Consider the following 4,151-nt stretch of genomic DNA (forward strand, 5'->3'; position numbering starts at 1 on the left):
CGCCTCAGCCGCCCCCTCCTCCGCCGAGAACGGCCTGAGCGCCTCCGCCGCCGCCGCGTCGATCGTCGTCTCCTCCGGCACCGGCCGCGCGTCCAGGTCGTCCACGTAGTTCGCCGCGTGCCACCCCGCCCTGCGGCCGAACACCAGCAGGTCCGACAGGGAGTTGCCGCCGAGCCGGTTCGAGCCGTGCATTCCGCCCGCGACCTCTCCCGCCGCGAAGAGCCCCGGCACCCCGCGAGCGGCGGCCGTGTCGGAGTCGACGGCGATGCCGCCCATCACGTAGTGACACGTCGGCCCGACCTCCATCGCCTCGGCCGTGATGTCGACGTCCGCCAGCTCCTTGAACTGGTGGTACATGGACGGCAGCCGGCGCCGGATCACCTCGGCCGGCATGCGGGTCGACACGTCCAGGAAGACCCCGCCGTGCGGGGAGCCCCGGCCCGCCTTGACCTCGGAGTTGATGGCACGGGCGACCTCGTCGCGGGGCAACAGCTCAGGCGGGCGGCGGTTGTTGTCGGGGTCGTCGTACCAACGGTCGCCCTCCGCCTCGGACTCGGCGTACTTCTCCTTGAAGACGTCCGGGATGTAGTCGAACATGAACCGCTTGCCCTCGGAGTTGCGCAGCACCCCGCCGTCCCCGCGCACCGACTCGGTGACGAGGATGCCCTTCACGGACGGCGGCCAGACCATGCCGGTCGGATGGAACTGCACGAACTCCATGTTGAGCAGCGGCGCCCCGGCGAGCAGCGCGAGGGCGTGGCCGTCCCCGGTGTACTCCCAGGAGTTGGACGTCACCTTGAACGACTTGCCGATGCCGCCGGTCGCGATCACCACGGCCGGCGCCTCCAGCACGAGGAAGCGGCCCGTCTCACGGTCGTAGGCGAAGACCCCGGAGATCCGGCCGTCCGGAGACTTCAACAGCCGGGTGACCGTGTGTTCCTGAAAGACCTTCAGGTGCGATTCGTAGTCGCCGGTCTCCTTGTGGTCCTCCTGCTGGAGGCCGACGACCCGCTGTTGCAGCGTGCGGATCAGCTCCAGGCCGGTGCGGTCGCCGACGTGCGCGAGGCGCGGATACTCGTGGCCGCCGAAGTTGCGCTGCGAGATCCGGCCGTCCTTCGTCCGGTCGAAGAGGGCGCCCCAGGTCTCCAACTCCCAGACCCGGTCCGGGGCTTCGCGCGCGTGCAACTCGGCCATCCGCCACTGGTTGAGGAACTTGCCGCCGCGCATCGTGTCGCGGAAGTGGACCTGCCAGTCGTCGCCGGAGTTGACGTTCCCCATCGCCGCCGCGATGCCGCCCTCCGCCATCACCGTATGCGCCTTGCCGAACAGCGACTTGCAGATCACGGCCGTACGGGCGCCGCGCTCGCGCGCCTCGATCGCGGCGCGCAGCCCGGCGCCGCCGGCCCCGATCACGACGACGTCCCACTCCTGGCGGTCGACCACGGACATTAAAAGAACCTCGGATCGTCAAAGGCACCGGACGCGACCAGATACACGTAGAAGTCCGCGGCGGCCACACTGATCAACGACGCCCACGCCAGCAGCATGTGACGGTCGTTCAGTTTCCCCACGAACTGCCACGCCTTGTACCGCACGGGATGCTTGGAGAAGTGCTTGAGCTTGCCGCCGACGATGTGCCGGCAGGAGTGGCAGGAGAGCGTATAGGCCCAGATCAGGCCGATGTTGACGAGGAACACCAGCGAACCCAGGCCCATGTGGCCCCAGTTGTAGTGCTCGTCGCGGAACGCCAGGACCGTGTCGTAGGTGAGGATGCCCGCGACGACCAGAGCCGCGTAGAAGAAGTACCGGTGGATGTTCTGGAGGATCAGCGGGAACCGCGTCTCGCCGGTGTACTTGGCGTGCGGCTCGGCCACCGCGCAGGCCGGGGGAGAGGCCCAGAAGCCCCGGTAGTACGCCTTGCGGTAGTAGTAGCAGGTCAGCCGGAAGCCCAGCGGGAAGATCAGGATCAGGATCGCCGGCGAGATCCCCCACCAGCCCCCGAAGATCTCGGCGTTGGGCCCCGAGCGCATCGGTTCGCAGTTCTCCGCGAGGCACGGTGAGTAGAACGGCGAGACGTACGGGGCCGCGTAGTAGTCGGCGTTCGCGAACGCCCGCCACGTCGAGTACACGACGAACGCGAGCAGCCCGGCGGCGGTGACCGCGGGCGCCAGCCACCAGCGGTCGGTGCGCAGATGGGGCGCGGAGATCGCGGCGCGGGTCGGCGCGCGGACGCCGACCCGGCGGGGATGAGGGTCCGTACCGGGTTCCGTGTCGGTTGCCAAGGATGACTCCCGTTCGGTGGTCAGGGTCGGTGGCGGTTGCCTACTCCCTCGTCGTCCGAGTCCGTCCACAGGGAGCTGTCGTACGGGGTGTCGGGGATGGGGACCAGGTCGGGGCGGCGGGCCGCGGGACCCGGGGTCGCCTCGCGCAGGAGCGCCAGGCTCTCGCGCAGATGGGTCACGTCGGAGCGGACCCGGCGCAGCTCCAGCGAGCCGGGGTCGCACTGCTTCTCCAGCCGGCCGATGGCACGCACCAGGTCGTCGAGGCAGCGCTGGACCGACGTGAGTTCGTCGTGCACGGACATGACGCGACCTCACTTCCGTGGGCGGACATGACGTTCATGCGCCTGCGAGTGTCGCGCGTCACACCGCCCGGTGTGAAGCGCCGTGCACGGATTGGGTGACCGATGGGGCGCACGGGGTCGGATTTACGCCGGAGCACGCGCCCGCGTTGCGCCGTGCGAGTGGCCTTCCGCCCCGCCCCCGTCGTGTCGGGAGACCTCCCCGCGCCCCTTCCTCTTCAGTGGCGGCGTACGCCCGCCCGTCCATCCGATCAAGGGTTGATCGGACTTTACGTCGATCCGCGAGCGCCCTCCCGCGGAGCCGGAGGTAACAGCGATGTCATACGACGGCGTCAGCACCCGCGCGGTCATGCGCTCGGTCGCCTTCCTCACCGCGGGTGCGCTCGCGGTCCCCCTGCTCAGCGGCTGCGCCGGCGACGACGAGCCCACCAAGCCCCTCGCCGGCCAGCAGATCGCCGCCGCCGGCCGGCCCCTCGTCGCCGACGGCGGCACCCTGCGCTGGGCCGTCGACGACGTGCCCGACACCTTCAACACCTTCCAGTCCGACGCCGACGCCACCACCGCCCGCGTCGCCCAGGCCGTCCTGCCGGCCATGTACCGCCTCGACGCCAACGGCCGCCCGCAGCGCGACGCCGACTACCTGGAGTCCGCGAAGGTCGTCGAGACCGAGCCCAAACAGGTCGTCCTGTACCGCCTGAACCAGCAGGCCGTGTGGAGCGACGGCCGCGAGATCGGCGCCGCCGACTTCGCCGCCCAGTGGCGCGCCCTCTCCGGCAAGGACAGCGCCTACTGGACCGCCCGCAACGCCGGGTACGACCGCATCGAGAAGGTCGAGCGCGGCGCAAACGACCTCGAAGTCCGCGTCACCTTCAGCCGCCCGTACGCCGACTGGCAGTCCCTGTTCTCGCCGCTGTACCCCAAGGACGTCATGGGCACGCCGGACGCCTTCAACGACTCCGCGCGCCGCAAACTCAAGGTCACGGCAGGGCCGTTCGCGCTCACCGACGTCGACCGCAAGGCCGACGTGATCCGCCTCACCCGCAACGCCCGCTGGTGGGGGCGGCCCGCGAAGTTGTCCGAGATCCGCCTCACCGCCGTACCCCGCGCGAAGCGCTCCGCCGCCCTCGCCGCGGGCACCGTCGACCTCGCCGACATCGACCCCGCCGACGCCACCCGCATCGCCGAGGCCGCGAAGGGCACCGGCGGCCCCCTCACCGGCGCGGGCAGCGGCCGTACCGCCGCGAAGTCCCTCACGGCGGCCATGGCCCAGGCGTCGGCCGCCGCGAAGGCCGAGAGCGACGAGTACGAGGAGGAGGGCGCCGACCGCAAGGTCCGCGCCGCGAAGAAGCTCCGCAAGGCCATCGCCGCCTGGGAGAAGCAGCAGCGGACCCTCCAGGGCTTCGAGGTCCGCAAGTCCCTTGAACCCGCGTACACGCAGCTCGCCATGAACGGCGAGAACGGCCCCCTCGCCGACGAACGCGTACGGCGCGCCGTCGCCCGCGCCCTCGACCGCACCGAGCTGGCCTCCGCCGTCCTGCACCCCCTCGGCCTCCCCGCCGCCCCCGTCGGC

General features: G+C 70.9%; 4 protein-coding genes. 1 reads left to right on the forward strand and 3 read right to left on the reverse strand.

Features of this window, described 5'->3' with window-relative positions:
* The 3 genes from AOK24_RS19900 to AOK24_RS19910 form a co-directional block, all read right to left on the reverse strand.
* Positions 1–1,449, reverse strand: a 1,449-nt coding sequence (locus AOK24_RS19900; RefSeq protein WP_055721414.1) for a fumarate reductase/succinate dehydrogenase flavoprotein subunit, incomplete at its 3' end; no start/stop codon positions are given.
* Positions 1,449–2,282, reverse strand: a complete 834-nt coding sequence (locus AOK24_RS19905; RefSeq protein WP_055721415.1) for a hypothetical protein — start codon at positions 2,280–2,282, stop codon at positions 1,449–1,451. The genes AOK24_RS19905 and AOK24_RS19900, both read right to left, overlap by 1 nt.
* Before the next feature lie 20 nt (positions 2,283–2,302).
* On the reverse strand, positions 2,303–2,584 hold the full coding sequence (locus AOK24_RS19910; RefSeq protein ID WP_055721416.1) for a hypothetical protein: 282 nt from the start codon (positions 2,582–2,584) through the stop codon (positions 2,303–2,305).
* Between the two features lie 313 nt (positions 2,585–2,897).
* Between AOK24_RS19910 and AOK24_RS19915 the strand changes: the two genes are divergently transcribed.
* The coding region (locus AOK24_RS19915) for an ABC transporter substrate-binding protein (RefSeq protein WP_240554013.1) at positions 2,898–4,151 on the forward strand (1,254 nt) is incomplete at its 3' end.

It is taken from the genome of Streptomyces niveiscabiei, from assembly GCF_001419795.1.
In the GTDB taxonomy this organism is placed as follows: Bacteria; Actinomycetota; Actinomycetes; order Streptomycetales; family Streptomycetaceae; genus Streptomyces; species Streptomyces niveiscabiei.